This window comes from Lactobacillus sp. M0393 (assembly GCF_016102025.1).
Classification (GTDB): Bacteria; Bacillota; Bacilli; order Lactobacillales; family Lactobacillaceae; genus Lactobacillus; species Lactobacillus melliventris.
Genome location: NZ_JACFPK010000004.1, coordinates 128763 through 155084 on the forward strand (window position 1 = coordinate 128763; position 26322 = coordinate 155084).

The following is a 26322-nucleotide window of genomic DNA, read 5'->3' on the forward strand; positions in this document are numbered from 1 at the left end:
CTTTTTAAGTACAAAAAGAGCAACTGTTGTTTACGCAGTTGCTCTTTTGCTTATTAAATTTTATTTTATGCTTATTGTAGAAAACGAGCGGTTTTCTAAGGCAGTAAGAAGTGCACGGGCAGTGTCCAAACTAGTAATTAAAGGAATATTTTGCTGGATGGCAGCTTGACGAATAATAAAGCCGTCAGAAGTTTTCGCCAAATCATGTCCCATAGTGTTTATAACCAAATCAATTTTCCCATTTTTAAACTCATTTAAAATATTAGTCTCACTGTGCTGATGAATCTTATCAACCAGAGTAATAGGTAAATGGTTTTGCTTTAAAAAGCTTGCTGTACCACTGGTAGCAAAAATACGATAACCAATTTGGGCAAATCTTTGAGCAATTGGTAATATTTCCTGTTTATCGCGGTCTTCAATGGTTAACAAAATGTTGCCACTGTCTGGTATTTGCATGTTGGCTCCGGAAAAAGCCTTATAAAGTGCTTTTGGAAAACTCAAGTCGCTGCCCATGACTTCGCCAGTTGATTTCATTTCCGGCCCCAAGTAGCTATCAACATCTGAAAGTTTACTAAACGAGAAGACTGGTGCTTTAACACTAATCATTTTTGTTTCTGGTGCCAGACCATCTTTATAGCCTTGCTCCTTTAGACTTTCACCCATAATTACCCGAGTAGCAACCTGAGCCATTTCAATACTGGTAATTTTACTTAAAAACGGGACCGTACGACTGGCACGGGGATTAACTTCAATAATATAAATTTCTCCACCGCGCTCAATTAACTGCAAATTCATTATTCCACGGCAATTAAGCTTTAAAGCCAGTTTTTTGGTAATGTCAGCGATTTTTTGCTTAATGGCAGGTGAAAATGTTTGGGCTGGATAGACGGCCATAGAATCTCCAGAGTGAACGCCTGCATGTTCAATATGCTCCATTATTCCAGGAATAAGTACTTCTTCTCCGTCACAAATAGCATCAACATCACACTCTCGACCATCGAGGTAATCATCTACCAAAATTGGATGACTGCTGGCAATGTCAACATGGTTGTGCAAGTAGTCTTCAAGTTCAGGTTGATTGTAAACAATTTCCATTGCCTTTCCACCTAATACATAACTTGGTCTGACTAAAACTGGGTAGCCCAGCTTCTCAGCTGCTTTAATAACGCCAGCATGTGTGGTAGTGGTTATTCCTTGTGGCTGCTTTAAGCCTAATTCTTTTACTACTTGATCAAATAATTCTCGATCTTCTGCTCGATTAAGATCCTCTACGCTAGTACCTAAAATCTTGATACCATGTTTTTCCAGACCAGCTGCCAGATTGATCGAGGTTTGACCACCAAACTGAATAATTACACCTTCTGGTTGCTCTAAATCACAAACATTTAACACATCTTCTAAAGTTAAAGGCTCAAAATATAATTTGTCAGAAACGGAAAAATCAGTTGAAACAGTTTCGGGATTTGAATTAATGACAATAGCTTCATAGCCCATCTTTTGCAAGGCTTTAACGCAGTGAACTGTGGCATAATCAAATTCTACACCCTGGCCAATGCGAATTGGACCTGAACCAACTACCAACACTGACTTCTTGGAAGTTTTCTGACTCTCATTTTCGGTATCATAAGTAGAATAAAAATAAGGAGTTTGAGAAACAAATTCACCTGCACAAGTGTCCACCATTTTATATACTGGCAGCAAATGATTTTGCTTGCGCAAAGTTCTTACTTTGTCTTCATCTTCATGCCACAAATTAGCGACTGTATGATCACTAAAGCCATACTTTTTAGCATTTTTAAGGACCTCTAGATCATCAGGATTTGCGGCAATATCTTTTTCTAAATCGACAATATGCTTAACAATATCTAAAAAGTAAAAATTAATTTTAGTTAATTCATGCAAGTCCGACATTGAATAACCCCGCCGGAAGGCTTCAGCTAAGTAGAAAAGACGATCATCCTGCGCTCTAACCAGTTTATTTTCGAGGTCTTCATCACTGGCTTTATGGGCTTCAACTGAATAAAAATCTTTTTGATCGATTTCAAGGGAACGAACGGCTTTTTGAAAGGCTTCTTCAGCTGTTCTCCCTATCGCCATCACTTCCCCAGTCGCTTTCATCTGTGTACCCAGTTCGCGATTAGCTTTGGCAAATTTATCAAAAGGCCAGCGTGGTATCTTGCAGACAACATAGTCCAATGCTGGTTCAAACTCTGCAAAAGTAGTACCAGTGACTGGGTTTTTAATTTCATCTAAAGTCAGACCCACAGCAATTTTGGCTGCCATCTTGGCAATCGGATAGCCAGTAGCTTTAGAAGCCAAGGCAGAAGAACGTGAAACTCTGGGGTTAACTTCAATGACATCATAGTTAAAACTATTTGGATCTAAGGCCAATTGAACATTGCAGCCGCCCTCAATCTTTAGTGCCCGAATAAGCTTTAAGGAGCAATCACGCAACATCTGATATTCTTTGTCAGATAATGTCTGTGATGGTGAGAAAACAATTGAATCCCCGGTATGAATACCGACAGGATCAAAGTTTTCCATACAGCAGACAATCATGGCATTATCGTCATGATCTCTCATTACTTCAAATTCAATCTCTTTATAGCCAGCAATCGACCGTTCAATTAAACATTCGGTAACCGGAGACAGTTCCAAGCCATTTTTGGCAATTTTTGCAAGTTCAGCGCGATCATTACAAATTCCACCACCGGTTCCTCCCATAGTGAAGGCGGGACGGACAATAATGGGATATCCAATCTTATCTCCGAAATCTAAAGCTTCTTGGACTGTTTTAACACTGGTTGAAGGCGGAACTGGTTCACCCAGTTTTTGACAAAGTTCCTTGAATTTTTCTCTGTCTTCGGCTTGTTCAATTGAATCAAGTTTTGTTCCTAACAGTTCAATATTTAATTCGTCTAGAATGCCGCTTTTAGCTAACGATAAGGCCATATTCAAACCAACTTGACCACCTAAAGTAGGCAATATTGCATCAGGATATTCCTTACGAATAATGCGGGAAACTGATTCAACAGTTAACGGCTCAATATAAACCTTGTCAGCAATCGTAGTATCAGTCATGATAGTAGCAGGATTAGAATTAACCAGAACCACTTCATAGCCTTCTTCACGTAAAGCCAAACATGCTTGTGTTCCAGAATAATCGAATTCTGCTGCTTGACCAATAATAATTGGACCTGAACCTATTACCATTATCTTTTTTATATCAGTTCTTTTAGGCATGACTTTCATTGTCCTTTCTTTGATCAATCATTTGCATAAAGTAATCAAAAATCCCTTCCTCGTCGTGCGGACCAGGGGTACTGTCAGGGTGAAATTGAACTGAAAAAGCGGGATATTTTTTATGCCGTAGACCCTCAATGGTCCCATCATTAACTTCTACATGAGTTACCATTAAATTTTCAGGATCAATTGAATCACGACTAACAGCATAACCATGATTTTGAGAGGTAAATCCAATATTCCCAGTAGCAATTTCACGTACAGGATGATTAAAGCCGCGGTGACCGAATTTCATTTTATAAGTTTTAGCACCATTGGCTAAAGCAAAAACCTGATGCCCCATACAAATACCCATGAGTGGTATTTTCTGCTCAACTTCCTGCACCATTTTAGCTGCATCCTTCATTTCAAGTGGATCGCCGGGGCCATTTGACAATAACACTCCATCTGGCTGCAAAGATAAAATTTTTGCAGCTGAAGTCGTGTAAGGCAGAACTATACAATTGCAGTCTCGCTTACTAAGTTCACGTAAAATACTGTTTTTCAAGCCAAAGTCGACAACAACAATATTACGTTTTGAACCCGGCACAGGATATGATTTTGCAGTTGAAACGCGCTTAACTACTCCTGCAGTAATTTTATTTGCTCTTAAATCAGCAGCAATTGCAGCAGCATTTTCCTTAGAATCGCAGATTTGACCCTTCATTGTGCCGTGCGCGCGCAGTTTTTTAACCAATTTTCTGGTGTCAATTCCCTGAATTCCCGGAATATTTAAGCTCTTAAGAAAAGCGGGCAGAGTAGTCTGCATGCGCCAGTTGTCGGGATAGCGCGCAACTTGGTGACAAATCACCCCTTTTATTCCCGGCTCAAGTGATTCATAATCAGCTAGCGTAATGCCATAATTACCAATTAATGGGTTTGTAAATACCAGAATTTGATCGGCATAAGACTGGTCCGTGATTGCTTCTTGATAGCCGGTCATACCAGTGGTAAAAACGACTTCACCTTTGGTTACCCGATCTCCGCCAAAACCTTCACCTGCAAAAATGCTGCCATCTTCCAAAATTAAATATCTCATTTACTTTCCTCCCTTTGAAAAACAATTTTGCCATCAACCATTGTTAATTCCGTTTGACCGAATACTAAATCTTGATTAAAAGGAGTGTTTCTTGCTTTGGATTTGAAGTCAGAACTATTTATAGCTGCTTTTTGATCAAGATTAAAAATGGCAATATCAGCTGGTTGATTTATTGCTATTCTTCCTGCCTTTTTAAGACCAAAGGCCTTGGCTGGAGCGATTGTCAACCAATTTAATAACTGCTGTAATGTGAAAGTACCAGTTTTGACAAATTTGGTGTAAAGCTCACTAAAGGCTGTTTCGCTGCCTACAATACCAAACGCAGCATTTTTGAAGCCACCTTGTTTATCCTTTGCAGTATGTGGTGCATGATCAGTCGCAATCATGTCAATCGTACCGTCCAGTAATCCCGCTATTAGTGCTTTTTGATCTTCCCTGGTTCTTAAAGGTGGGTTCATCTTGAAATTGCTATCATCTTTACCAATATTTTCTTCCCCCAATAAAAGATGATGAGGTGCCACTTCACAGGTAACATTAATACCATGACTTTTAGCAATTCTAATTAATTCAACACTTGTTTTAGTGGAAACGTGACAAACGTGGTAGTGAACCCCAGTCTTTTCTGCCAATAAAAGATCACGCGCAATTTGAGTAGTCTCTGCCAGCTCAGTAATTGGCTCCTGTTTAAGTAGCCGCGCTGTTGGCCCATCATTCATAACGCCATGATTAAAAAGAGAATCATCCTGAGCGTGCTCAGCTATCAGCAAATTATTTTTTCGAGCTTTTTGCATTGCCAAAAACATAGTTTGCGCATCCTGCACTCCTTTACCATCATTACTTAGCGCAACACAACCAGCCTTTTTTAACCCAGCATAATCAGGAATTTCTTTACTATCCTCATCAACTGTGATGGGTGCGTATTGCAAAATATGGACTAAACCAGCTTTGTGATTATTCTGGACCATTTTTGCCATTAAATCAGGAGTATTAGGAACGGGGTCTACATTAGGCATTGTACAGACTGTAGTAAAACCGCCATGTGCTGCTGCCAATGAGCCAGTTCGGACGTCTTCTTTTTCAGTTTGGCCAGGATCTCGATAATGAACGTGAACATCAACTAAACCAGGGCTAACTAGTTTTCCTTGTGCATTAATCTCTTTTTCAGCTGTTAAATTATTGCCAATTGCGGCAATCACACCATTTTTGATTAAAAGGTCGCTATGGACTATTTCTCCGCCAGTGTATATGTAACCATTTTTAATAACTGTTGCCATTAGGATAATCCTCCTAAATTGCGTCCCCGCATAACAGCTTCAATCATTGCCATTCTCATAAAGACCCCATTTTCCATTTGACGCACGAACCTACACTTTGGAGCTTCGACCAAATTGCCACTAAGCTCAACATCATGGTTAATTGGACCTGGATGCATAATAATGGCATCATCTTTCATAGCGTTATAGCGTTTCTGATTAATTCCGTATTTGTCATGATATTTTTTAGCATCAAATTTGGCTTCGTTAGGATCTCCTGCATGTCTTTCATGCTGCACCCGCAACAACATCATTACATCCATTTGAGCAACTAATTCATCTATCGGCAGATATTCACCATATTTGTCATATTGTTTGTCATACCAATAATCAGGACCTGAGAAATATACCTTTGCTCCTAACCTGGTTAAAAGTTCCATGTTACTTTTAGCTACTCTTGAATTAGTAATATCTCCTACTATGGCTACCTTGAGATCTTTAAAATGACCAAAATGTTCGTGGATTGTCATCATATCAAGTAAACACTGTGAAGGATGCTGACCGCTACCATCACCAGCATTTATCACACCAATATTAAGGTGTTGGTTTTTATTTGGATGTATTAATTTCTCATAATATTCATTTTCCGAATGTCTGATAACCTCAAGGTCAATTCCCAGTGCTGCCATAATTAAAGAAGTATCATACAGAGTTTCACCCTTTTGGGTTGAACTATGAGCAGCATCAAACGGAATGACCGTCAAACCTAATTTTCTTTCCGCCATTTCAAAACTGGTATGTGTTCTACTTGAATTTTCGAAAAACATATTAGTAACATAAACCGGTTGAGTTAAATGCGGGCGCGCCCCACCATTTTTAAAATATTCTGCGCGCTCGATAAGCGCCCCTACTTCTGCTACAGTTAAATTTTCGACACTGACAAATGATTTTAAGGTTACAAAATTGCTATTTTTCATTTTTTACTCTTTCCACAAAAATAAACCTGAAGCTTTTTAGCTCCAGGTTTACAAAAGGGTCTCTAGTTCAGTCGATGACTCAACAAAATAAACTCAAACCCTTCTGACCCTCTCTGGAGCCAATTAAACGGTTGAATTGATTTCTTATTGCGGCAATGGTTTTAATTCTACATTGTCTTTATTATCAATTTCTTCTACATGGACTGCAATTTCTTCATGTGAAGAAGTTGGAACATTTTTACCAACAAAGTCTGCTCGAATTGGCAGTTCACGATGACCGCGATCAACCAAAGCAGCAACAGCAATGGAACTAGGTCTGCCTTTGTCCATCAAAGCATCCATAGCTGCTCTAATCGTTCGACCGGTAAAAATCACGTCATCAACTAAAATTACGTGCTTATTACTAATTTCAACACCTAATTCTTTAGAGTTAACAACAGGATCCAGCTTCAATGATGCATCATGACGATCATCACGATATAAGGTAATATCAAGCTGACCTAGTGGTACATCAACACCTTCAAGCTTTTCAATTCGATCATGAATTCGTTGAGCTAAATAAACACCACGAGTTTTAATTCCTATAAGAACTAAATTCTCAGTACCTTTATTGCGCTCAATGATTTCATAAGTAATTCTGGTTAGCGCTCTTTTCATTGCAGATGCGTCCCAAATTTCTTTTGTCATCTTTATTCTCCTACTAGTGCTTTGCCCATAAAAAAACACTTAATCTGCCTGAGACTAAGCGTTTCGTAAAAGTCAATACTTAATTGAGCTTTCCTTACTAGCCTCTCGGGACTAACTTAAAAGGACATCTATTTAAATATACTTGCTAAAGCAATAGTTGTCAATAGTAAAGCTGCATATTGACAAGTCGGGTTTATTAATTGAATTCAACCTGTCCTACCAGTTCATTGATATCTTTGACTCCGAGTTTCTCTAAAAGCTGCGGCAATTGGTGTGCAATATGCGGGCAAGCCAAAGGGTCTTTAAAATGCGCACTACCTACTTCGACTGCGTTAGCACCAGCCAGCATAAATTCCACTACATCTTCGGCTGAGCTAATGCCACCCATACCAATGATGGGCAACTGGGTATTTTTTCTTACCTGATTAATCTGGTATAAGGCAATTGGTTTAACAGCGGGACCAGAATAACCGCCATAATTATTTCCCAAAAGAGGTTTACGCGTTTCAATGTTAATGCGCATTCCGGTTATCGTATTGATCAGTGATAAGCCATCCGCGCCGCCTGCTTCAGCAGCTTGTGCAATTGCGGTTATATCCGTTACATTTGGTGTTAACTTGACAAAAATAGGCAAGTTAACAACCTGTTTTATAGCAGCAGTTAATTCCGCAACTAATTCGGGATGAACTCCAAAGGTCATTCCACCCTGAGCAACATTAGGACAAGATACATTAATTTCCAGGGCATCAACCATTTTGGACTGCGATAGTTTTTGCGCAACTTCAATATAGCCTTCTTTACTTTCACCACCGACACTGGCAATCAAAGGAAGTTGGGGAAATTGTTTTTTGATTGCCGGTAATTTATTACCAATAACATTATCTACTCCTGGATTAGTCAGTCCAACCGAATTTAAAACGCCCTTATCCAAAACCGCAATCTGCGGTTGCGGATTACCTAAGCGAGATTTCGGGGTAGTAGTTTTTATAACTAACGCCCCTAACTCATTCAAGTCAAATTTTTTTGCTGCTGGTACGTCACCAAATCCGAATGTGCCACTTGCCGGCATTACCGGGTTCTTTAAGTTAAGACCGGGTAATTTAACACTAATATTGGTCATTTTATCCTCCCAAAATGTAAGCTCTCTGTCAGTACAATTATTTTGGCTATATTTTACACAATTTTTTAACCTTTTAAAATAAAATTTGGTTGTATTTTTTAAATAAAAATGGTAATCTCAATGATGATAAACTTTAAACGGTACAGAGAGACCGCAAGTTGAAAACATGACTCAAATTTTAGCTAGTCTATTTTGATGCACTCTCGTACCAAAATAGGCTTTTTTTCGTGGAGGTTTTTAATGAAAAAAGCAGTATTTGTGGCCTTGGACTATGATAACCAAAAAGAAGTGCAAAAGTTACTGGCAAATCTGGGTCGGCCCGAGGAAACGTACCTAAAAATCGGCATGGAACTTTACTATCATTATGGCGCAGGTTTAGTTACCAGCCTTGTAAAACAAGGTTACCACATTTTTTTAGACCTTAAATTACATGATATTCCAAACACGGTATACCAAGCTGCAAGACAGATAGCGCATTTGGGTGTCTACTGCACAACCATTCATGCTTTAGGGGGCAGTGAAATGATCACTGCCGCCAAGAACGGTTTAAAAGATGGCACAGCCCAAGGTAGTGAAGTGCCAAAGTTACTAGCAGTAACAGAACTAACTTCAATTACTGCAAAAGTCCTGTCTACTGAGCAAAATTGTTCTTTGTCCATGCCTGAACAAGTTGTCAGCTTAGCCCAAACCGCCAAAAAAGCCGGAGCTGATGGCGTGATCTGCTCACCGCTTGAAGTGAAAAATCTGAGAAAGAAAATAGGCTCTGATTTTTTATACGTTACACCAGGAATTAGATTAACTAATAAATCTAATGATGATCAAAAGCGGATTGCAACTCCACAGAAAGCCAAAGAATTTGGCTCCAGCGCAATTGTAGTTGGTCGTCCGATTACCCAAGCAAAAAATCCTGCTCAAATATATCATGAAATTAAAAAGGAGTTTGAATAATGTATCAAGATCAAATCATCAACAAATTAGTTGAGAAAAAGATTATAACAATATCCCCTAACAAGCCATACACTTATGCAAGTGGAATGCTATCACCTGTTTATACAGATTTAAGATTAACGGTTTCTTATCCAGATTTACGCGACTGGATTGCCTCAGATTTAGCAGCTCTTATTAAAGAAAAGTATCCAGATGTAAGTATCATTGGCGGGGTTGCGACGGCTGGCATTCCTCATGCTGCATGGGTTGCTGCTAAATTAAAATTACCAATGATTTATGTACGGCCAAAGCCCAAAGATCACGGTAAGGGTAAGCAAATCGAAGGTCTTTTTACTGAAAATGATCGGATTGTTCTAATTGATGATTTAATTACTACCGGTGGATCAGTTATTAACGCAGTGAAAGCCACTGAAAAAGAGGGTGGTCATGTGATCGGGGTAAGCTCAATATTCACCTATTATTTAAAGGATACCACAGCTAATTTTGCTCAAGCCGGTGTTGATTATAGTCCGCTATTAACATACCCAGAACTGCTGCAAAAAGAAAAAGAAAAGAATTATATAAATGCCAAAGAATATGAAGCTTTAAAAACTTGGCATGAAGACCCTTGGGCATGGGGTGAAAAGTTTCAGTAAAAAGTAGTTTCAATATTTTAACATGCATTAAAAACTGGCTAAGTTTGCACAAAAAACAAGCTTAGTCAGTTTCTTTTTATTCAAAATTTAACTTAATGATGCCTAATTGCACTGTTTAGACGCGTACGGTAATGTAAATAGATCAATATCATAAATGGTACTAAGATTAATTGCACCAAATAAAAATATTTAGCCGGTAACAAATCATTCACAAAGCCCATGATTATCGGACCAAAGGCCATACCAATATCTAGACCCAAGTAAAATGTACTACTTGCTAGGCCCTGCTCACTAATTGGTGCCAAAAGCATTGCAGTTGACTGCAAAACAGAATACATTAAACCGTATCCTACTGCCATAAAAGCGGCCGCCAGACTCATTAAAAAATTATTTTTCATTGTGGCCAATAAAATAAGATATATCAAGGTAGCTGCAACACTCACCCAGAACCAGGTACCGAATTTGACAGTATCAAACAGATTTTTAAGTGTAATTCTAATAAGCAATAATACTACGGCATATATTAGAAAGTACGAGCCCACATTTATATTAAGATGCTGCTCTTCAGCATAAGTTACAAGGTCTGCCTGAGTGGCGAAATAAGGAAAAGCAAATAAGGTAGTAAGCATTGCTATGGGCAATACATTTTTTTGAATAATTTTAATGTGCAGTAATGAATTCTGTGTTTGAGATTTATTAATATTTTGCGGTTTTGCTTTATTTCCTACAAACTGAATCATAATGACCATCAAACAGGCAGAAATGCCGGAAGCAATAATCGCTAACCGATACCCGGTTTTTTGATAAATATTAATTGCTAACGCTGGAGCGATAGCCATGGCCAGAGCATTCATCAAGCCGTAAAATCCCATTGCTTGACCGACATGAGCACGCGGTACCAAAAAAGCAAGCCAGGTAGTCATACAAACGGTGCAAAGAACGTAGCCCGAACCATTAATTAAACGAAAAAGAAGTAGCCAACTGCTTGTAGGCGCCAACACATAGCCAATTACTCCGACTACAATTAAAACTCCCCCAACAAAGGATAAACGATATTTGGAAAATCTATCCGTTAAATTACCAGCAATCGGGCGCAAAAACATCGCAGCAATACTCATAATTCCCACAATTATCCCCGCAAAAGCACTACTAGCACCTAAACTTTTGGCGTAACCATTGATTAAAGGATTTACAAACATAGTACTAAACATAAAAAAGAACGAAGCTGCCATAACTAATATTACGTCTTTAGTATATATTCTTTTTCTTTTTACCATTTTTACCTCTTATACTTAAAACCTAACTCATTTATTTTATCACTTAAATTCATTTGATTTTTCCAACAGTTTATAATGAATATATTATTTTGCGTTTAATGCTAGTTTATTAGCTTTTTTATTCATCCGCTAAGCAGGTTGCTTATAAAAACTGTCAAAACAAAAATGCCAAGCTAACCATAGCTTGACATAAAGATCTTTAATTAATTTATTACCCAGATTCAGAAATAGTTTCTATACTAGAGCAAGTTAGTTTAGTAACCCATATAACGGTTTCTTTCCCAGTCAGAAACCGTTTGAGTATATTGGGACCATTCCAATTCTTTAGAATAAATAAAGCTTTGAGTTAAATGTTCTCCTAAAGCGTCTTGAATTAACTTGTCTTTCTTAAATGCTTTAAGGGCATTATGCAAAGTCGAAGGCAATGGTTTAATCCCCATTTCATTACGTTGCTTTTCACTTAAAGTAAATAAGTTGCAAGTAATTGGTTCCATCGGCATTTTTTCTTCCTTAATTCCTGCCATACCAGCACTTAAGCAAGCAGCCAAAAGCAAATATGGGTTGGCAGTAGGATCAGCTGAACGCATTTCAAGACGAGTATTCAATTCACCAGCAGCCGGTACTCGAACCATTGGTGAACGATTCTTTGAAGCCCAAGAAATATATACCGGTGCCTCAAAACCAGGAATTAAACGTTTATAAGAATTAACAGTGGGGTTACCGACAGCTGTAATTGCACGAGCATGTTCCAAAATACCATTTAAGAAGTACAAAGCCGTTTTTGATAAATGATACTCGTTGTTTTCATCATAAAAGGCGTTTTGATTACCCTTAAATAATGACATGTTAGTGTGCATGCCATTTCCTGCTTGGCCTTGTAAAGGCTTAGCCATAAATGTCGCAAACAAACCATGTCGTTTGGCAATCTCTCGTACGATCATTTTAAAAGTTTGAACACGATCAGCCGTTGTTAAAGCATCATCAAACCTAAAGTCAATTTCCTGCTGACCGTCTCCAACTTCATGGTGAGCAGCTTCTACTTCAAAACCAATACTCTCTAAAGTTTCAACAATATCTCTACGGCAGCTCGCACTTTCATCATTTGAAGTTAAATCAAAATATGATGCATGATCAGGAACTTCTGTAGTCCAGTTGCCGTTTTGATCAAGTTTAAGTAAATGAAATTCCGCTTCAAAACCAATGTCAAAAGCCGTAAAACCCATTTCCTTCATCTGGCCAATGATTCTTTTGAGATTATTTCGTGGATCTCCAGCAAAAGGTTTACCATCTGTGGTATGAACTGAACATGTTAAACAGCCAATTTTACCACCTGCGCTGTCATCCCAAGGTAAAACGGACCAAGTGGAAAAATCAGGATATAATATCATATCACTTTCTTCCAAACGAACAAATCCGTCGATTGAAGAACCATCAAAGCGGACATCATTACTTAAAACTTTGTCTAGCTGACTATTTGGAACTTCAACCGCTTTAAGAGTTCCGTTAATATCTGTAAAAGCTAGTCTAATAAATCTGACATCTTCCTCTGCTACACTTTTTCTGATGTCGTCTGCTGAAATTTTCTTTGTCATGCTTCTCCACCTAAAAAAATCATACAATAATTGGTATAGTCTTAATTGGAATTATATTCCTCATTTAAAACTAGATATAAGATTAGCAAATGATTAAATCATTGTAAAGTGGTCTAACAAAAAATATTAAAACTTTACCAAAGTTTTACTTTACATTTATGATTATCTATTATTTGTTTTGAAAAAATAATTCGTTAACTGCATTAGTAATCGCTATTTTCACATGGGCATAGGTCAATCCACCCTGCATATATAAAGCATATGGTGGCCTGATTGGGCCATCTCCTGAAAATTCAATGCTGGCACCCTCAACGAAGGATCCATCTGCCATGATTACCTGATCCTCATAACCGGTGTCATTACTTGGTATCGGATCCACAAATGAATTAATGGGCGAGTTTTCCTGTAAAGCTTTAGCGAACCTAATCATTTTATCTTTATTATGAAAGATAACAGTCTGAATTAAGTCGGTTCTGTCTTCATCCCATTTAGGAGAAACTTCTAAGCCCATCTTTTCTAAAAGTGCAGACGCATAAATTGCACCTTTAATGGCATTGCCAGTAACGCTCGGAGATATAAACAAGCCTTCAAAATAATCCAAATTGTTATTTAAGCTGGCACCTTCTTCTCTACCTATTCCACCAGCTGTAAGACGGACCGCTGTGTTTTCAATTAACTCATGTTTACCAACAACATAACCACCAATTTTGGCTAAACCACCACCAGCATTTTTGATTAAAGAGCCTGCCATTAAATCAGCACCATATTCTGTAGGTTCATGTTTTTCTGAAAATTCCCCATAACAATTATCAACAAAAATAATGCTCTTAGGTGAAACCTCCCTAATCATAGCAATCATCGGCTTAATCTTACTGATAGTGAAGCTAGGCCTAGTATTATAACCACGTGAACGCTGGATGACTACCATTTTAGGTTGATGATCTGCAAGTAATTTGCGGGCTGAAACAAAATCTACGCTGCCATCAGGTAATAAATCAACGTGAGAGAATTTTACTCCATATGCTTTTAAACTACCTCTGCCATTACCGGCAATTCCGATAACTTGTTGCAAAGTGTCATAAGGCATACCGGTTAAGTACGTTAATTCATCACCTGGCAATAAATTACCAGCCATGGCTGTAGCCAAAGTGTGGGTACCAGAAACAAACTGTGAACGTACTAAAGCATCTTCCGTATGAAAAATTTGGGCATAAATACGATCAAGTTTATCTCGTCCACTGTCATCGGAGCCATAACCGGTACTGCCAATCAAATCCGATTCTGCTACTGCTTTATCTTTAAACGCCTGCAAAACTTTATTTTGATTAAAAAGAATGTTTTGCTCAATTTTTGCCAGCTGCGGCTCAATCTTTTTATCAATATCACTTACAATTTCTTGTAATTCTTTTGGCCAATTATTCATTTAACCATTCCTCAACTTTCTGTAAAATCTCTTGCACACAATTTGCATCAGCTAAAGGATCAAACCAGTAAACCGGTAACTGGTGGTGAAAATATGTCAGCTGTCTTTTAGCATATCTTCTTGAAGCTTTTTTTAAATTTTTAATACAATTTTCCAGTTTATCCTGACCAGCAAAATAAGGAAAAAATTCTTTATAGCCAATAGCCTGTAAAATAGTATATTCTTGGTCACGATTTTGATAGACAAAACGGGCCTCGTCAAGTAAGCCCTCGTCCATCATTTGATCAACACGTTTATTAATCCTAGAGTAAATTTCTGGACGTGCAGAATTTAATCCAATAATAAAATACTGGTATCGCGGTTCAATTTTATCCTGTTGTTCTGAAAACTTATGTCCTGTACGATCAATTACCGTTAAAGCTCTTAAAACTCTACGTGAATTGTTTAACGGAATTTTTTGAGCAGCTACTGGATCGCGTTTTTTTAGTTCTCGCCAAAGCTCCGCCTGATCAGTTTTATTTAAGTAGTCCTGCCATTTATCTGATATAGCTGCACTTTCTTTACTCGGCTCACCTAATTGCATTTTATTAAGCAAAGCATTAACGTAAAAGCCAGTGCCACCGACCAACAAAGGCACTTTATTTTTCTGCACTATTTGCTCAATAGCTTTTTCTGCTTGCGTGACAAAATCAACTACTGAATAAGGTTTAAAAATTGTTTGAGTGTCGACCAAATAATGTGGTACTAATTTTTGTTCTGTAGGAGTTGCCTTAGCGGTTCCAATTGCGACCTCTCTGTAGACCTGCATGGAATCACCTGAAATTATTTCAGCATTAATTTTCTGAGCAAGCTCAATTGCCAAAGCAGTTTTACCAATAGCTGTCGGCCCGACGAGAGCTAAAACTTTTTGCATAATCACATTCTCATTCATGAATAACATAGAAAAAACACGTTTGATCAGTGCAACAAACATGTTTTTTATTTAATATTTAGATTTCTTGGTGCGTCCATCCCACTCATCAAAACCATTCTTCAACCATTTAATTGAAGAAAAATGCTTTTTTTGTAAAAATCTGGCAGCACGTAAAGTAACTGATAAAGAGTCGGAGTACAAATAAACAGGTAAATCTGCTCTCAATTCAGTATATTGGTATTTAAGCATTGTGTAAGGCAAGTTTCTGGCTCCATCAATATGTTTTCGTTTAAAAGGAGCTTTTTCACGTAAATCTACCACTTGCGCTTTACGCATTCCTTTATTAAATTCTTCGTTGGTTAAATCTCCATTACCCAAGCGTTTAGTTTGTATTTTATTCCATAGCCAAACTGCCACAAAAGCTAATATGATAACAATTAAAACTACGTCTAGAATAAGTAAAAAAGATGACATAAGTTGTATTTCTCCCACTAAAATTTTAAAAACTGCTGCACATAAACAATCTAATATTTATGCTTATCTTTATTGTGGCGTTCTTCATACTCATATTCACGTCGCAATATTAATTTAGCGACTAAATAATCATGCTGGTCAATTAAGTGTGAATGATTAATGTTGTCAAGTTCAAGTGCCATCAACTCAATGTCCCAGATTCTTTTGCCTACATGAACAAAAATACCATATTTTTCAAGAAGTTGCTGCACATCATACAAAGTTTTCATTATAAATTGATTACCATGCCCATCCTGACAGTTGCTACACAATAAATAATTAGTAAACAAAGAGCGATAACACGTTTTTTAACTGAGTATTGCCTTAACGTTTTTTCACCCAGAATTACTGCAACTAAAAATCCCATAGCGAATCCGCCAATGTGACCAGGTATATCAATATTAGGTGCAAACAAATCAATTACTATATTAATTAAAGCCAGCCAAAATGATTGTTTGCCAAGGTAAACCAACATAGGATTGGACCGATTTTGCAAAGCAATTGCGGTCATAGCACCAAATAATCCAAATAAGGCTGTTGAAGCGCCGGCACTAATAGCATTATCACTGCCCCAGGCTAAGCTTAATAAGTTACCACCTATACCAGAAAGAAGGTATATTATTAAAAAGCGCCAATGACCAATAATGGTTTCCATATACATCCCAAGGTAATAGATCATGACCGCGTTAGAAACCAGATGCATAATTCCCATATGCAAAAATTGGGCAGTAAACAGACGCCACCACTGATTACCAATGACCACGGCATCATTCTTCATGGCTCCCATTTTCATGAGGACATAAATATTTTCTGAACCACCAATGGCCGTTTCAATTAAAAATACTAGTAAAAGGACGGCTAATATACTGACGGTTATGTAACAACTTTTCAAGTTTTGTCGCTGATTCATTATAGCCTCAATTAATTCGTTAGAATGGATTCCGGAGTAATAATTGTTTGAATAGCTATATCGGTCGCTTCCACTTTCCAGGAGGCTGTCTTAAAAATCATCTGGGAATTGGCCAAAGCTACCGTTTTAGAATTAGGATGCTTTGACAAAAAACGGTCATAGTAACCTCCGCCAAATCCCAAACGTTGATGTGAATCCAATGCAAAGGCTAGTCCAGGAACAATAATCAAATCTAAATCATTGTTGATTTGAGCATTCGGCTCATTTACTTCTTCAACACCAAATTTTGACTTGGTTAATTTCGTCATATAACTATAATAGATAAAATCTTGAGTACGTTCAGCATTATCATTTGCACGTGCTAAGTAAACGTCCTTACCTTGATCCCATAACTGAGCAATCAAACCTGAAGTGTCAACTTCATAACTCAAGGAGGAGGTTATGCCAATGCTTTGACAATTACTAATGATCTCAGAGTTCATAATACTTTTAAGCAAAACCTGATCTTCAGCATCTTTTTCTGCCGATTCAGCAAATTCGCTCAACTTTTCAATTTGTTGTTGTCTTATTTCTTTTTTTGTCATGATTCTTCCATATAAAAAATAGCAGGAGCATAGGCTCCTACTATATTAGTTTATTACTTAGTTTCACGATGAAGAGTAGTATGTCTTTCTACTGGGCAATACTTCTTCAAACTTAAACGTTCCGGATGCTTACGCTTGTTTTTCTTAGATAAGTAACTTCTATCGCCACATTCGGTGCATTCCAAAATGATGTTATCTGCCATTTCTTTCACCACCTACGCTTTTATTCTGACTGTATTATCTTAGCATTTTTCTATTATTATTACCAGTAATATTAACAAAATTCTATTTTTTATGTAATTTAAAGTAGTCCTGTACCATAGCTTTGGTCATTTGTAATGTATAGGATCCTTCCAATTTGGGATCCAGCCCGGGAAAAATCACAGCTGTAGCAATTTCAGGGTTATTTGACGGTGCATAACCAACAAAAGTAGCATTGACTAGTTCTGGTGGATTTTTCTGATTAGGATTATCAGGATCGTAATAAAATGTTTGGGCTGTTCCCGATTTTCCCGAAATAGATGGTTTTACTTTTTTCAGTTTATGAGCGGTACCCCAAGAATTTGTACCATGAACAACACGCCAGAAGCCCTGCCTGATGATGTTAAGCTCATCTTGAGTCCAAGGTATGCGTAATTGTACCTGCGGTTTTTTGTTATAGTCAATATAAACTTTTTTGCCATTATTTGCGGTTCTACCAACCGACTGCACCACATAAGGCTGCATGCGATAGCCCCCATTGGCTATCGTTGAAACATATTGTGCCATTTGGATAAGTGTATAAGCATCATAGTTACCATATGATAAGTCAAGTACAGAACCTGAAAGAACTAATCCCTGATCGTTGAAAGATCTACCTTGAATACCTGATATTTCCCCTGGTAAATCAATTCCAGTCTTTTGACCCAAACCAAACATATTAAAATTATGGCGCAAAGTTTCAAAGGCTGTTTGAGGCATAGTGATCTTTATTTTAGGAACATAAGACGCATTAACCCATTTCATTGCCAAATGCATCATGTAAATATTACTGGAAACTTCTAGGGCAGTTTCAGCGTCTAAAGCGCTAAAAGTACCAATTGGATATACTGACTTTTTGACAGGCGTACTAGGTAAATAAACAGGGGTATCAGGCATTACATTATTGGTAGGAGTAATTACTTTATTTATTAATCCGCCACTTACCATTGCGCCTTTAACTGCCGAACCCATGACAAACGATTGATTAATAACGCCTAGTGCATTATTGGTAGTTTTATTTTTCTTAGGGTCACGACTGATTCCCGCCATAGCCAAAATTGCGCCAGTTTTAGGATTCATAGCAATGGCATATGCACCATTTGAATAGTGAGCGGCACCTGACCCAATGGCAGAAGCATAGATTTTTTCTAATGAACTTTGAACCTGTTTTTGATATTGAGCATCAAGGGTCAAAACTAAACTTGCCCCAGCCTGCCCGGAATAAACCGCTTTTGACTGTTCAATATCTCCTGAATTCTTAGTCCAAACTTTGCTGGTTGATTTAGTTCCTTTGAGTAGGGGTTCATATTTTTCTTCCAAATACGATGTGCCTACCCGATCATTGCGCGAATAACCATTTGTTAAGTAATATTGTAAGTTATCACTAGGCAAGCCGGCTTTTTCTGTTGATACAGAACCAATAATACTGCGAATAGACGAACCATTAGGATAAGATCTTTGCCAGTCAGTTCCAATACCCACACCAGGAAGCTCTGAAAGGTGCTCACCCACCTGCGCAATTTCTTTATCTGTTAAATGATTATTTTTAATATAGATTGTAGAAAGAGTATAAGCACCAGAAATTTTATTATAAATTAAAGCTGCTGTTTTCTCACGTGCATTCAGCTTAATGTGTTCTGCAGTAACCTGTTCTTGGATTTTTTGATTAATTAAATTGTCATCCTGAGTAGCTCTGACGGATTTAGGAACTTTGGCAGATTCTTTTGCACTATTTTCCTTATTTGCCAAATAATAATCAATTACTTGTTGTTCAGTCGGCTGCTCATCCTTGATAGAAATATAATGACTAAGAGAGTTGGAAATTGCATAGATATCCTCAGTTGTAGTTGAAACGCTTTTGGTATACGTAATGGCATTTTTAGCCTTATTTCCTACCAGTACACGGCCTTTATTGTCATACATAACACCGCGGGGAACTTGACTGGAAACTATAGCCGAATTAGATTTTTGTACTTCAGCTTTAAAGCGTGAGCCATAACCTATTTGTAAATAAGCCAGCTGTCCAATCAAAGCCGCAAAAAGAACAAAAATGATACCCAAAATTATCTTCATTCTGATTGGAGTAGAAGCTTGTTTTTTGGCATTATTATTTTTAGTTTTCAGTTTTTTCTTGAAAAAATTCACTTAGCCTCAACCTCACTAAACTAGTGTAATTTTAACAAAAACTAGAGTACAAATCTATTGAGATGGTAACGTTTTGGAAAAACTTTAAGATAGAATACTTATTGACCAGAAAAGCCAAAACTGCACACAAATACTTTTTCGAAAAATCTTCAGTATTTTTTCTAAATGTAATAAAATAAAAGTGGGATAAAATATAGAAAGAAGATCAGACTATGACACTTAAATATCTTATTGGAGTTGATGCTGGAGGAACGCATACTACAGCAATAGCTTATGACTTAAAGGGGCAAAAACTGGCAGAGGCTCAAGCCGGTCCTGGACAAGTAAATACGGACTATAATAATGCCATTACTAACATCACAAAAGCAATAAACGAATTAGTTGATGAAATTGATGGAGATTGTCAACGGATTCTCTGTGGAATGGCTGGTTTATCAGTTATCGGTCACGCGCCAGAAGTAGCCGCTGAAATCTCTGCCAAGGTTGATAATCTGCCAACCAGAGCAGTTACCGACTCTCTCCTGGCTCTTTATAATGGCCTTGAAGGAGAAGATGGTGGTCTGGTTATTGCTGGTACTGGTTCCGTTTTCAATGGCTTACAGCATGGCAGCATTATCACCACGGGTGGCTATGGTTCCATTTTAGGTGATGAAGGCTCAGGCTATGCTATCTCTCTAAGTGCTTTAAAATCTGCTTTACTTAGTTGGGATAAACGAGAAGACAACGAATTAATTGGCATGTTTAATAAACTGTTTAAAGTCGATAATTTAAATGATGCTACTGCCAAGTTTTATAAAACCAGCAATTCTGATTTTGCCTCAATGGCTGTGAGCGTGGCACAATTAGCTGATAAAGGTGATCCTTTTGCTTCGGCTGTAATAAAAGAGCAAGCTGAACTGCTTGCAAGAGATATTACAATCGGAATGGACCGGTATGAAGAACCTAAGCCAATGAAAATTGCACTGACTGGTTCTGTACTCGCCAATAACCAAATGTTGCGTAACTTCTTAGAAGACAAAGTTCATGAAAAATATCCAGAAGCCCAATTTTCAATTTCTAACGGTGAAAATGCTCGTGGTGTTATCTTTGATAAAAGCAAGGACTACCGCTACTTTACTAGTCATTAAATTTAAAAGTAAAAAAGACCGGACGGTTACCGCTTCTCTTGTGGAAGGCTAACTGTTCTGGTCTTTTTGTTTTTATAAGCCTTAGCTAAAATAACTCTGTCAAACTAGTTATTTTTCTTCAACTTTATTGATTACTACATCAAATTTGCCACCAGGTGTTGAAATAGTTACTGTTTCACCTTTTTTCTTACCCAAAATTGCTTGTGCAATCGGTGAATCATTAGAAATCTTACCATTCATTGGATCTGATTCGTCACTACCAACAATTGTATATGTCTCCGGTTCATCTTCACCAACTTCAGTATAGGTAACAGTTTTACCTACAGCAACTTCATCAGGATCACTGGCATTAGCATCTACAACATGAGCGTACTTAAGCATGTCTTCAACAACGCTAATGCGGTCTTCAAGATGGCTTTGCTCGTCTTTGGCTGCATCATATTCCGAGTTTTCGGATAAATCGCCATAAGAACGGGCAACCTTGATTCTTTCAATTACTTCTGGCCGCTTTACTACTTTTAAATTTTTTAATTCTGCTTCAAGTTTTTCTTTACCTTCAGCAGTCATCGGATATGATTTTTCAGGCATAAAACTTTGTACTCCTTAAAGTTAAAATTCTTTTTGCACTGGTCTATGATATTCACTTAAACGTTTAATGTCAATAATTAACGTATTTCTACTTTTAGTTGTTTTTCGAGGCTAGCATCAATAGAATTCATTGCTTTATTAACGATTTCATCAGTTAATGTGTCATTTTCATTGAGAAATGTTAAACGATAAGCAAAGCTCTTTTTATCTTCAGCAATGTGAGAACCGCGATAGACATCAATAATACGGAGGTTATAGAGATATTTTCCACCATTTGCTTTAATAACATCCTCAACAGCTTGATTGGTTACTTCTTTATCTACTAAAATTGACAGATCGCGTTCAACTGCAGGAAACTTAGGAGCGCTTTGAGCTGTAGTCTGCGGATTAAGAATTAACGGAATAATGTCATCAAGATTCAATTCGTAGCCGTAAATTTCGCTATCTTTCATTGCCTTATTAGATTGGGTCACTGGACGATCCAGCATACCAATCATGCCCACATATTTGTTTTTAATGTAAATGCCGGCTGTTCTAGTAGGATGCATGTACATGATTACTTCAGCCCGGTATTCAACATCATTCAAATTAATTCCCAGAGCTAAGAACAGATTAGTCAATTGACCTTTAACATAAAAGAAATCAATTTTTTCATTATCATTCTGCCAGTTTTCAAAATAAACGTTACCGCTATACAGTGCAGCTAAATGTTCATGCTCATTATATTTGTTATTTTCAAAATCATAGACACGTCCTTGTTCAAAAATTGCTAACTGATTTTGCTTACGTGCCATATTGTAGCTCGCGGCATCGACCAAACCCGTCATTAAGTTTTGTCTTAAAGTTGAACGATTGGAATTTAAAGGCATTTGGACTTCAACGGGCTTTTTAGGTTCCTTGGAAAAGCCAATTGCTTTTTCAAGCGAGGTTAATGAATAGGAAATAGCTTCAATTAAGCCTTGACCTTGAACTACATTTTTAATACGTCTAATAGTTTCTTCTTTTTTAGAATAGCCGCCATGTGTTTCTGCTAGGACCGGTTGGGTAGACTTAATATTATCATAGCCGTATAAACGTCCTACTTCCTCAACCAGATCAGCAGGAATAGCAATATCCCAGCGCCTTGCGGGTACGTCGACAACTAAATTGTCACCGTTAATTTCAATTTTAAAATTCAAGCGGGCAAAAATGGCAGCAATTTCTGCAGAGGAGATCTCAGTACCCAACACTTTATTAATATAGGAGATTGTTGTAGTAATTTTTGTTGGTTGACGTTTTTCAGAACTGCCTGTAATGACGCCTTCATTAATTGTCCCAGAAGCATCATTGCGTAAAAGAAGCGCAGCCATATCTAACGCCCTGGTAGTGGCATTCCAATTAACGCCTTTTTCATAACGACTAGAGGCTTCTGTTCTATTGGCATGGCGCAGAGCGGCTTTCCTAATTAAAGTAGGATCAAAAATAGCAGATTCTAACAATACATCTGTAGTGTCTGGTTCAATTTCTGAATTAAGACCTCCCATCACCCCAGCCATCATTACCACATCTTCACCATTGGTGATGACAATGTCGTTAGGATCAAGATCAACTTCTTTGTTATTTAACAAAGTTAGTTTTTCATCTTTAGCAGCTTTTCTAACTACTAGTTTGTTTGTTTTAAAAGCGCGCGCATCATAACTATGCATCGGTTGACCGGTTAAAAGCATAATATAGTTGGTCACATCAACCACATTGTTAATAGGTCTTATTCCCGCATTCCAAAGTCGTCTTTGGAGCCATAGAGGGCTGTCAGCAATTTTGACATTACTAATTTTGCGCAAGTAAAATTTGGGTGCAAGCTGGGAATCAACATCGACAGTAAAATCGTTGGTCCAATTTGGGCCATCTTCTTTAACAACTACGTCTTCAACTTTAACCGGTACATCAGTGATGGCGCCAACTTCATACGCCGAGCCTTCCATTGACAATGTATCCGCACGGTTAGGAGTAATGTCAAAGTCAAAAATATAGTCATCCATTCCCAGTAGTTCAAAAGCTGAATCTCCGGGTTTTATTCCCGCATCTTGAGGAAAAACATAGATACCATCCGTGTACTTTTCTGGTACCAAATTATCTGGAAAACCTATTTCTTGTAAGCCACAAATCATACCGTTTGATTCATTGCCCCGCAATTTAGTTTTCTTGATTTTAACATTATCGGCAATTCTAGCTCCCGGTAAAGCTACCACAACATCTTCTCCGGCAGCCACATTAGGAGCTCCGCAAACAATTTGGTATGGTTCTGCTTCTCCTACATCAACGTGAGTTAAATTTAAGTGCGTACCAGAAATTGGTTTGCAGTCAATAATATGACCCACTACCAACTTCTTCATACCATCTTCAGGGTGTTTAACTTCTGCTACTTCAACACCTGTCCGAGTTATTTTTTCAGCCAAATCATTAGGATCCTGGTCCAACTTAATAAAATCCTTTAGCCAATTGTATGAAACTAGCATTATCTTTCCTCCCTACTGAATTGTTCTAAGAAACGGACATCATTTGTGTAAAAATCACGAATGTCATCAATACCATATTTAAGAATAGCGAAACGATCCAATCCTACACCAAAAGCAAAACCGCCATATACATCGGAATCAATTCCAGCATTTTCTATCACGTTAGGGTGAACCATTCCGGCACCTAAAACTTCAATCCACCCTGTATATTTACAAATAGAACAGCCCTCGCCATTGCAATTGAAGCAGGAAACGTCCATTTCTACAGAAGGTTCAGTAAAAGGAAAATAACTAGGACGAAGGCGGGTTTCGCGATCTTGACCAAAAACATGCTTGGCCATTAGTTCTAGAGTTCCCTTTAAATCGCCCATCGTAATGTTTTTGTCCACTACTAAACCTTCCATTTGCATAAATTGGTGTGAGTGAGTGGCATCATCATCATCGCGACGATAAACTTTTCCGGGTCCAACCATTTTAAGCGGTCCTTTAGTGAAATCATGTTTTTCTAAAACGCGTGCTTGGTCACCTGAAGTTTGAGAGCGCAATAAGTTATCAGAATCAATGTAGAAAGTTTCCTGCATGTCTCTTGCCGGATGGTCTTTAGGCAAATTCATCATTTCGAAGCAGTAGTGGTCAGTTTCTATTTCAGGTCCCTGCACAACTTCATAACCCATACCAATAAAGTATTTTTCCAGGTCATCCAAAATAATATTAATTGGGTGCTTAATACCAAGGTGCATTTCCCGTCCGGGTAACGTAACGTCTATTTTTTCTTTGTTTAACTGCTCTTCTACTAATGCCTCAACTATCTCTGTTTTAGCATCATCCAGCTTGCTGTTAAAAAGATCACGTAATTTATTAACACGTTGTCCTACTTCACGTCTATCACTGGGATCAATATCTTTCATTGAATGGAGGATTTCAGTTAATTCACTTTTGCGACCAGTTAATTTAACGCGAACATCATTTAACATTTCCTCGTTCTTAGCCTTATCGATCTCTACCAGACCTTTTTCACGCAGCTCTTTTAACCTGTCAAACAAGTCCATAAAAATTTTCCTTTCAAATCAAACAAAAAAGCTTCATCCCAAAAGGGACGAAGCTTCGCGGTACCACCCTAGTTTGGACACAAAAATGTCCACACTTTCAATTTCGCTAACGGTGAATACCGGAATGGATTAGATTCTACTAGTAAGATGAAATTCACAGTTCCGTTTAAACTTTTCTTTCAGCTCAATAAAAAAGTTTCTCTGACTAAATGATTGCTGCTACTAGTCTTACTCTTTGTAATTAGTTAATAGAATATAACTTTTTGGAAAAACATGCAAGCGAATATGCGAAATTAAACCCATTTATCAGCCCAACCATGAATCTGATCGAAAACAGGTTTTAACTCTGCCCCTTTCTTGGTCAGACTATAAGAGATAATCTTTGTTTTGCTATCAACGGAGCGATTAACAATATTTTCCTTTTCCAGCTCCTTCAGTCTTTCAACCAAAACACGATCAGAGCAAGGCAATACACATTGAGCCAAGTCTTTAAAGCGCATATAATCACCAGCACATAAAGAACTAATGATTAGTCCATTCCACTTTTTGCCAATAATTTTGAATGCGTTAATAAAATGTTCGCAGTATTCGTAATTAGGAGCACCACAATCCGCACAGCGTTTGTCCTTAATACCTTGAGTCATGATATCGTCCTCCCACAGGAAAGCTTAACTTTGTCTTTTATTATATTAAATATACTTACTAAAAACAAGTGTTAGCAGTTAAGCAAAATAATAGATTATAATACCCGCAGCTACGGCTGCATTTAAAGATTCAGCTTTGCCCTTAATAGGAATATATAACTTTTCATCACTCATTTCTGCTATTTCTGAAGTAACACCATGAGCTTCGTTGCCAATAACCAAACCTAATTGGGGCACCTTATTAAACTGAGACAATTGCTTAGCATTTTTATCCAGCATACTAGAATATACAGGTATCGAATTATCTTGCATTTCTTTAATAACCTCTGTTAGATCCTGCATAATTAATTTAACATGAAACTGACTTCCTTGCATTGCCCTTTGAGTTTTAGGATTGTAGATATCAACACTTGCAGGAGAAAAAACAACACCATCAAAGCCAGCAGCATCTGCCGTCCTGATAATGGTACCTACATTACCAGGATCAGCCAAATGGTCTAAAAGAACCCACTTGCCAAAATTAACCTGATAGTCATGAGGTTGGGCAATTTTTAAGACCATAAAAATATCCTGCGAATTTTTGGTACTAGAAAGGTGATGAGCAATAGCCGAATTTATGATAAAAGTTTTCTTACTGGTTATTACTTCAGGAAAATTTTCTTTAATTTTAGTGATTGCCGCAGCACTTCCTAGCAGATAAAGGTATTTTTCTCCTGCTTTGAGTGCTTCTTCAATTAGGTGAAAACCTTCAATTAAGTATAAATTGTTTTTCTGGCGATACTTTTTTTGTTTTAATTTAGATAAATCTTTTATTAAATTATTGTTTACCGAACTTATTTGTTCTAGCATCTGGAAATCTTCTTTCGTTTTTATCAATATAT

The 26322-nt window shown here is 37.6% G+C and carries 24 protein-coding genes and 1 other annotated feature; of the genes, 3 read left to right on the forward strand and 21 right to left on the reverse strand.

All coding sequences use genetic code 11. From position 1 onward, the window contains the following. Nucleotides 1–60 precede the first annotated feature (60 nt). The 6 genes from carB to H3R29_RS04300 all read right to left on the reverse strand — a co-directional run bounded on the left by carB (nucleotide 61) and on the right by H3R29_RS04300 (nucleotide 8358). Nucleotides 61–3243 (reverse strand): carbamoyl-phosphate synthase large subunit, encoded by a 3183-nt coding sequence (gene carB, locus H3R29_RS04275; RefSeq protein ID WP_198202132.1) that lies wholly within the window; start codon nucleotides 3241–3243, stop codon nucleotides 61–63. Then, on the reverse strand, nucleotides 3236–4321 hold the full coding sequence (locus tag H3R29_RS04280) for a carbamoyl phosphate synthase small subunit (protein WP_198202131.1): 1086 nt from the start codon (nucleotides 4319–4321) through the stop codon (nucleotides 3236–3238). The genes carB and H3R29_RS04280 overlap by 8 nt, the downstream gene beginning before the upstream one ends. After that, nucleotides 4318–5595 (reverse strand): dihydroorotase, encoded by a 1278-nt coding sequence (locus tag H3R29_RS04285; RefSeq protein WP_198202130.1) that lies wholly within the window; start codon nucleotides 5593–5595, stop codon nucleotides 4318–4320. The genes H3R29_RS04280 and H3R29_RS04285 overlap by 4 nt, the downstream gene beginning before the upstream one ends. Next, nucleotides 5595–6551: an aspartate carbamoyltransferase catalytic subunit gene (locus tag H3R29_RS04290; RefSeq protein WP_187157577.1), complete on the reverse strand. Its 957-nt coding sequence runs from the start codon at nucleotides 6549–6551 to the stop codon at nucleotides 5595–5597. Before H3R29_RS04290 ends, H3R29_RS04285 begins: the two co-directional genes overlap by 1 nt. A 144-nt stretch (nucleotides 6552–6695) precedes the next feature. After that, complete coding sequence (pyrR, locus tag H3R29_RS04295) at nucleotides 6696–7238, reverse strand: bifunctional pyr operon transcriptional regulator/uracil phosphoribosyltransferase PyrR (protein WP_046325086.1); 543 nt, start codon at nucleotides 7236–7238, stop codon at nucleotides 6696–6698. Between the two features lie 196 nt (nucleotides 7239–7434). Then, a complete protein-coding gene (locus tag H3R29_RS04300) occupies nucleotides 7435–8358 on the reverse strand; it encodes a dihydroorotate dehydrogenase (protein ID WP_198202129.1) in 924 nt (307 codons plus the stop codon). 240 nt (nucleotides 8359–8598) lie between these two features. Between H3R29_RS04300 and pyrF the strand changes: the two genes are divergently transcribed. Together pyrF and pyrE are read left to right on the forward strand one after the other, a co-directional pair. Then, nucleotides 8599–9306, forward strand: a complete 708-nt coding sequence (pyrF, locus tag H3R29_RS04305) for an orotidine-5'-phosphate decarboxylase (protein WP_198202128.1) — start codon at nucleotides 8599–8601, stop codon at nucleotides 9304–9306. Beyond that, the gene (gene pyrE, locus H3R29_RS04310; RefSeq protein ID WP_198202127.1) at nucleotides 9306–9941 is read left to right on the forward strand and encodes an orotate phosphoribosyltransferase; all 636 of its coding nucleotides are present in this window, start codon (nucleotides 9306–9308) and stop codon (nucleotides 9939–9941) included. Before pyrF ends, pyrE begins: the two co-directional genes overlap by 1 nt. A gap of 92 nt (nucleotides 9942–10033) precedes the next feature. Here pyrE and H3R29_RS04315 read toward each other — a convergent pair whose 3' ends face one another. The 10 genes from H3R29_RS04315 to H3R29_RS04360 form a co-directional block, all read right to left on the reverse strand. Then, nucleotides 10034–11218 carry an MFS transporter gene (locus H3R29_RS04315; RefSeq protein ID WP_198202126.1) on the reverse strand — a complete coding sequence of 395 codons (1185 nt, stop codon included), beginning with the start codon at nucleotides 11216–11218 and terminating at the stop codon, nucleotides 10034–10036. A 254-nt stretch (nucleotides 11219–11472) separates the two neighbouring features. Then, on the reverse strand, nucleotides 11473–12810 hold the full coding sequence (gene glnA / locus H3R29_RS04320; RefSeq protein WP_198202125.1) for a type I glutamate--ammonia ligase: 1338 nt from the start codon (nucleotides 12808–12810) through the stop codon (nucleotides 11473–11475). Between the two features lie 169 nt (nucleotides 12811–12979). After that, complete coding sequence (locus H3R29_RS04325) at nucleotides 12980–14233, reverse strand: methionine gamma-lyase family protein (protein ID WP_198202124.1); 1254 nt, start codon at nucleotides 14231–14233, stop codon at nucleotides 12980–12982. Beyond that, on the reverse strand, nucleotides 14226–15146 hold the full coding sequence (miaA, locus tag H3R29_RS04330) for a tRNA (adenosine(37)-N6)-dimethylallyltransferase MiaA (RefSeq protein ID WP_198202123.1): 921 nt from the start codon (nucleotides 15144–15146) through the stop codon (nucleotides 14226–14228). The genes H3R29_RS04325 and miaA overlap by 8 nt, the downstream gene beginning before the upstream one ends. A gap of 69 nt (nucleotides 15147–15215) precedes the next feature. Beyond that, a complete protein-coding gene (locus H3R29_RS04335; protein WP_046325094.1) occupies nucleotides 15216–15620 on the reverse strand; it encodes a rhodanese-like domain-containing protein in 405 nt (134 codons plus the stop codon). Nucleotides 15621–15670: 50 nt separating this feature from the next. Next, a complete protein-coding gene (locus H3R29_RS04340; RefSeq protein ID WP_046325095.1) occupies nucleotides 15671–15889 on the reverse strand; it encodes a YqgQ family protein in 219 nt (72 codons plus the stop codon). Next, nucleotides 15889–16569 (reverse strand): rhomboid family intramembrane serine protease, encoded by a 681-nt coding sequence (locus tag H3R29_RS04345; protein ID WP_198202122.1) that lies wholly within the window; start codon nucleotides 16567–16569, stop codon nucleotides 15889–15891. The genes H3R29_RS04340 and H3R29_RS04345 overlap by 1 nt, the downstream gene beginning before the upstream one ends. Before the next feature lie 11 nt (nucleotides 16570–16580). After that, a complete protein-coding gene (locus tag H3R29_RS04350; protein WP_110446264.1) occupies nucleotides 16581–17153 on the reverse strand; it encodes a 5-formyltetrahydrofolate cyclo-ligase in 573 nt (190 codons plus the stop codon). A gap of 53 nt (nucleotides 17154–17206) precedes the next feature. After that, nucleotides 17207–17356, reverse strand: coding sequence for a 50S ribosomal protein L33 (gene rpmG, locus H3R29_RS04355; protein WP_081945351.1), 150 nt, complete (start codon nucleotides 17354–17356; stop codon nucleotides 17207–17209). An 82-nt stretch (nucleotides 17357–17438) separates the two neighbouring features. Further along, nucleotides 17439–19466: a penicillin-binding protein 2 gene (locus H3R29_RS04360; RefSeq protein ID WP_232352223.1), complete on the reverse strand. Its 2028-nt coding sequence runs from the start codon at nucleotides 19464–19466 to the stop codon at nucleotides 17439–17441. Between the two features lie 284 nt (nucleotides 19467–19750). Between H3R29_RS04360 and H3R29_RS04365 the strand changes: the two genes are divergently transcribed. Beyond that, the gene (locus tag H3R29_RS04365; RefSeq protein ID WP_110446266.1) at nucleotides 19751–20665 is read left to right on the forward strand and encodes an N-acetylglucosamine kinase; all 915 of its coding nucleotides are present in this window, start codon (nucleotides 19751–19753) and stop codon (nucleotides 20663–20665) included. A gap of 108 nt (nucleotides 20666–20773) precedes the next feature. Here H3R29_RS04365 and greA read toward each other — a convergent pair whose 3' ends face one another. The 5 genes from greA to H3R29_RS04390 form a co-directional block, all read right to left on the reverse strand. Then, nucleotides 20774–21253: a transcription elongation factor GreA gene (gene greA / locus H3R29_RS04370; protein WP_046325100.1), complete on the reverse strand. Its 480-nt coding sequence runs from the start codon at nucleotides 21251–21253 to the stop codon at nucleotides 20774–20776. A gap of 77 nt (nucleotides 21254–21330) precedes the next feature. Continuing rightward, the gene (pheT, locus tag H3R29_RS04375; protein WP_198202120.1) at nucleotides 21331–23748 is read right to left on the reverse strand and encodes a phenylalanine--tRNA ligase subunit beta; all 2418 of its coding nucleotides are present in this window, start codon (nucleotides 23746–23748) and stop codon (nucleotides 21331–21333) included. After that, entirely contained in the window at nucleotides 23748–24797 is a 1050-nt protein-coding gene (gene pheS, locus H3R29_RS04380) for a phenylalanine--tRNA ligase subunit alpha (RefSeq protein WP_187157461.1), read from the reverse strand. The genes pheT and pheS overlap by 1 nt, the downstream gene beginning before the upstream one ends. Before the next feature lie 40 nt (nucleotides 24798–24837). Beyond that, nucleotides 24838–25042, reverse strand: a binding site (T-box leader). Between the two features lie 48 nt (nucleotides 25043–25090). Further along, a complete protein-coding gene (locus H3R29_RS04385; RefSeq protein ID WP_046325103.1) occupies nucleotides 25091–25441 on the reverse strand; it encodes a helix-turn-helix domain-containing protein in 351 nt (116 codons plus the stop codon). Nucleotides 25442–25519: 78 nt separating this feature from the next. Then, on the reverse strand, nucleotides 25520–26290 hold the full coding sequence (locus H3R29_RS04390; RefSeq protein ID WP_198202119.1) for an RNA methyltransferase: 771 nt from the start codon (nucleotides 26288–26290) through the stop codon (nucleotides 25520–25522). Nucleotides 26291–26322 lie beyond the last annotated feature (32 nt).